Source organism: Burkholderia sp. SIMBA_051 (assembly GCF_046534915.1).
GTDB lineage: Bacteria > Pseudomonadota > Gammaproteobacteria > Burkholderiales > Burkholderiaceae > Burkholderia > Burkholderia ambifaria.
This window is the reverse complement of the sequence record NZ_JAWRXS010000766.1, coordinates 1-243: the sequence shown is the minus strand read 5'-3', so window position 1 is coordinate 243 and position 243 is coordinate 1. Positions and strand designations below refer to the sequence as shown.

Genomic DNA, 243 nt, shown 5'->3' with positions numbered 1-243 from the left:
CCGCGACTTCGTGATCGAAGCAGCGACGGAAAATATTCAGATCAAAGAGGGGATCTTGAAGAAGCTGGATGCGATCGTGCGGCCGAATGCGATCATCGCAACCAATACGTCGTCGGTGTCCGTCACGAAGCTCGGTGCGATGCTCGATGACCCGAGCCGCTTGACGGGAATGCACTTTTTCAATCCCGTTCCATTGATGGCGCTCGTCGAAGTCATTCGCGGGATTCAAACTAGCGATGCCAC

The 243-nt window shown here is 54.7% G+C and carries 1 protein-coding gene; it reads left to right on the top strand.

Features of this window, described 5'->3' with window-relative positions; all coding sequences use genetic code 11:
• Positions 1-243 (top strand): 3-hydroxyacyl-CoA dehydrogenase NAD-binding domain-containing protein (locus SB771_RS36540; protein ID WP_410722226.1); only part of this gene is annotated, 243 nt, incomplete at both ends.